Genomic DNA, 3,218 nt, shown 5'->3' with positions numbered 1-3,218 from the left:
TTCGCGTCAGCGTTGCGGAGCAATAGCGTTGCAGAGCAATAATGCAGGGGCCCAAAAGGTTTTTCTCAGTAGCCCGGCTGTCTCAGCCTAATCTGAAAATACTACATTAGTTTATATTGTTGGATTCTTAGTGTTAGAAGTTATCGAAAGTAAGTCTGTTTCCTTGGCGAGATCAGTTCTCGACTCCTGTGAAGTTGCATTTGTTGCACCTATCTCTGCCGTTGAGCTCGCCTCTCTCTGCCCCGCAACTGGAGCAATCCCTCTGTCAGCAAGTTGACCGGGAGCTGGGCCAGCCGGCTCGGCTTCTGCGCTGGAGCTTGACGGCGGTGGAGGGGGATAGAGCCTGGGTTGAGGTGGTCGCCACCACTGATGAGGGCTACTCGGATTTAGACTAGGACAACTCACTCTTAGTCAGCTTCTTGACAGACGTCTGCAAGAGTTTTCCCAATACCCCAGTGGTCTCAGACCAATCGAGAACCAACAGTTTCATTGCTACGTTAAAGAGATGGTTCATATTGATTGATGGAAATGGCTATCGGTACCCTTGCCCATTTTTGTCGTTTGGCCAATGTCTGTCTCTGCATCTGAACCAACTCCGGCTCCACTGCTGGCCGAGCAGCACCCCCCTGTCGCCCTCACCATCGCTGGATCCGACAGTGGTGGGGGAGCAGGGATCCAAGCGGATCTGCGCACCTTTGCTTTCCAACGGGTACACGGTACCTCTGCCCTGACCTGCGTGACCGCCCAGAATACCCTTGGGGTGAGCCGGGTGGATGCGCTGCCCCCCGAAGCCGTAGCCGCCCAAATCGAGGCTGTGGTGCAGGACATCGGGGTGCAAGGGATCAAGACGGGCATGTTGCTGAATGCCGAGATCGTGCTGGAGGTAGCCCGTCAGGTGGAGCGCTGGGCGTTGCGGCCTCTGGTGGTGGATCCGGTGATGGTGTCCCGCACGGGAGCAAAGTTGCTGGCAGATGAAGCCATTCAGGCCATCCGCGAGCGGCTGATCCCCTTGGCCCAGGTGCTGACCCCCAATCGCTATGAGGCGCAAATTTTAACGGGGCTGCAGCTGCAGTCCCTGGCGGATATGCAAACGGCGGCCCAGCAGATTCACGCCTTAGGCTGTGGAGCGGTGTTGGTTAAAGGCGGAGGCATGCCGGGGGAACTGCAGGGGGTGGATGTGTGGTTCGATGGCGAGCGACTGGAAGTGCTGAAAACAGAGCGGATCCCCACCCGCCACACCCACGGCACCGGCTGCACCCTCTCGGCGGCCATTGCGGCGCAGATGGCCTGGGGTAAGGATCCCTTGGCGGCCACAGTGGCGGCCAAAGCCTATGTAACAGAAGCGCTGCGACATCCTTTGGCCATCGGGTCAGGTCAGGGGCCAGTGGGGCACTTCTACCCGCTTCTGTCCGGGATTGGCAAACCTGTGCCATAAGAGAGAGGTCACTCTCTCTGGCTGCTATGGCTAGCCCGTCGAATCTTTCTCAGAAGGGATCCCTGCCCAAATGGCGGTTTTGGCTACCCCTACTGCTGCAGCTGGGTATCGTTCTGCTGATACCGGCTCGGCAAGCGCTGACTCTTGCTGTCGGAACCACGATCTACCTGCAAACGGCCCCTGTGGATCCCTATGACCTTTTGCGGGGCCGGTATGTGGCCTTGGGCTACGTCGTCGCTCGACGCTCCACCCTAGAGCAACTGCCGGGTTGGTCACCTGAATTGGAGACCCCAGGGATCCTTTATCTGCGCTTGGCTCCCCCCGCAGGGGATCCCACTCAACCTTGGCGAGCAATCGGTGTCAGCCGGGAGATGCCCAAAGATTTGCAGCCTGAAGAGAAAGTGCTGCGAGGCTGGTTTGACGGGCAGCAGCTCAAGTTGGGAATCGAAGAATTTTTTATTCCCGAAGCAGCTGGAGATGCCTTGGAAGAAGATATTCGGCGTTACCCTGAAGCCACGCGGGCAGAAGTGAAAGTGGATCCCTGGGGCAAGGCAGCATTGGTCGGCCTCTGGGTAGGGGAGCATCGGTACTAAGTGCTCATTCTGCCCGGCTTTAACGCTTTAACAATTAATCACCATATTCTGACATCCGAACCCGAAGGAGAGCCAGAAAACTGAATGGGGCAGGGATCCCTATCACTTGCCCCTCGAAACCCTGAAGATGGCGAGAACCGGAGCTGTGCCATTGAGGAGCTTGCTAAGTGCTGCACAGCCTTGCTCAACACCTGAATTAGGGTCATCCCAATTGGGTCAAACTTCTTCAGGTTTTCACTTCCGAATCTCTCCTATCCAACAGGTTTTGCAACCACACCTGAATATCCCGCAGGCTCTCCGGGGAAACTTCATGGCCCATCTCGTACTCGCGATAGGTAAAGTTCAGTGGCAGCGGGGCAAAATAATCCCGGATCTGACGGCCAAAAGCAATCGGCAAAACAGCATCAGCAGTGCCATGAACCACCAGGATGGCCAGGTGTTTCATCCGCTCCGGCTCCACCGCCTCGGCCAGGATCTCTGGAGATAGGCGCCCACTCATTGCCACCACCCCCGCCAGCTTCTCCGGCTGGGTCAGAGCCAAGTACAGGCTCATGATCGCCCCCTGGCTAAACCCCAGCAAATACACCTGCCTGGGATCCAGGGCAATACCCGGGATCCCACTGGGCAGCGTCTGTTCTAGAAAGCGGCTCAGGAGCTGGAGGCTATTGCGCGCTTGCTGGGGATCCCCCACCAGCCCTTCCGGTGTCCAGGCCATTTCAAACCAGGCAAACCCGCCTCCACTCCAAGGAATGGGGGCTCTCAAGCTGATCACCGCCAACCGAGGATCCAGATAGGGGGCCAACTGGAACAAATCCCCCTCGTGGCTGCCGATCCCGTGCAGCATCACCAACACAGGTGCGGATCCCAAGCCGACCTGTCGAGGCGGCTGAACGCGGTAGGTGAGGGGGAAAGGAGAAAACACGCCACGGATCCTCAGAAGCAGAGACGGGGTATGGCCGGCCTACGCCCAATCCTGGGGCTGGCGGAGCACCTGGTAGAGCTTAGCTTCCCACGTGTCCGGCTGGGGCTCGTAGCCATATTCCCAGCGCACCAATGGCGGCAAAGACATCAAGATCGATTCGGTGCGGCCTTGGGTCTGGAGTCCAAAGATCGTGCCGCGGTCATAGACCAAGTTGAACTCCACGTAGCGCCCGCGACGATAGAGCTGGAATTGCCGTTCTCTCTCCCCC

The 3,218-nt window shown here is 58.0% G+C and carries 5 protein-coding genes; 3 read left to right on the top strand and 2 right to left on the bottom strand.

Annotated elements, in window-relative coordinates:
* Positions 1–221 precede the first annotated feature (221 nt).
* The 3 genes from NW856_RS11705 to NW856_RS11695 all read left to right on the top strand — a co-directional run bounded on the left by NW856_RS11705 (position 222) and on the right by NW856_RS11695 (position 2,028).
* Entirely contained in the window at positions 222–395 is a 174-nt protein-coding gene (locus NW856_RS11705; RefSeq protein WP_414400418.1) for a hypothetical protein, read from the top strand.
* Positions 396–568: 173 nt separating this feature from the next.
* On the top strand, positions 569–1,435 hold the full coding sequence (thiD, locus tag NW856_RS11700; RefSeq protein ID WP_414400417.1) for a bifunctional hydroxymethylpyrimidine kinase/phosphomethylpyrimidine kinase: 867 nt from the start codon (positions 569–571) through the stop codon (positions 1,433–1,435).
* Positions 1,436–1,461: 26 nt separating this feature from the next.
* A complete protein-coding gene (locus NW856_RS11695; RefSeq protein ID WP_414390698.1) occupies positions 1,462–2,028 on the top strand; it encodes a GDYXXLXY domain-containing protein in 567 nt (188 codons plus the stop codon).
* Positions 2,029–2,254: 226 nt separating this feature from the next.
* Here the strand turns inward: NW856_RS11695 and NW856_RS11690 are convergent, their stop codons facing one another.
* A complete protein-coding gene (locus tag NW856_RS11690; protein ID WP_414400416.1) occupies positions 2,255–2,950 on the bottom strand; it encodes an alpha/beta hydrolase in 696 nt (231 codons plus the stop codon).
* Positions 2,951–2,989: 39 nt separating this feature from the next.
* The coding region (locus tag NW856_RS11685) for a coproporphyrinogen III oxidase (protein WP_414400415.1) at positions 2,990–3,218 on the bottom strand (229 nt) is incomplete at its 5' end.

The sequence above is a fragment of the Synechococcus sp. R3-13 genome, from assembly GCF_047462195.1.
Taxonomy (GTDB): domain Bacteria; phylum Cyanobacteriota; class Cyanobacteriia; order Thermostichales; family Thermostichaceae; genus Thermostichus.
Note: the sequence above shows the minus strand (reverse complement) of the source record. Positions and strands in the feature narration are given on the sequence as shown.

Excerpts from the sequence above, each read along its gene's own strand:
- thiD (WP_414400417.1), top strand. The coding sequence starts at position 569 with ATGTCTGTCTCTGCATCTGAACCAACTCCGGCTCCACTGCTGGCCGAG.
- NW856_RS11695 (WP_414390698.1), top strand. The coding sequence starts at position 1,462 with ATGGCTAGCCCGTCGAATCTTTCTCAGAAGGGATCCCTGCCCAAATGG.